Origin of the sequence: Flavobacterium tistrianum (assembly GCF_003254545.1) — a bacterium.
GTDB classification, from domain to species: Bacteria; Bacteroidota; Bacteroidia; order Flavobacteriales; family Flavobacteriaceae; genus Flavobacterium; species Flavobacterium tistrianum.
In genome coordinates, this window is sequence record NZ_QJRH01000009.1 from 1 (window position 1) to 227 (window position 227).

1 tRNA gene is annotated in these 227 nt (G+C 46.3%); it reads left to right on the forward strand.

Going from position 1 to position 227, the window contains the following annotated elements:
• Window positions 1-5: 5 nt before the first annotated feature.
• Window positions 6-80 (forward strand) — tRNA-Val (locus DMB71_RS00045).
• Window positions 81-227 lie beyond the last annotated feature (147 nt).

Consider the following 227-nt stretch of genomic DNA (forward strand, 5'->3'; position numbering starts at 1 on the left):
AAATAGGGCGATTAGCTCAGCTGGTTCAGAGCACCTCGTTTACACCGAGGGGGTCGGGGGTTCGAACCCCTCATCGCCCACATTTTTTTTTAAAAAGGCTTGTAAATATAAATTCTAAATGTATATTTGCACTCGCAATCACAAAAAGATAGCAACCTAGTAAATAGGGCGATTAGCTCAGCTGGTTCAGAGCACCTCGTTTACACCGAGGGGGTCGGGGGTTCGAA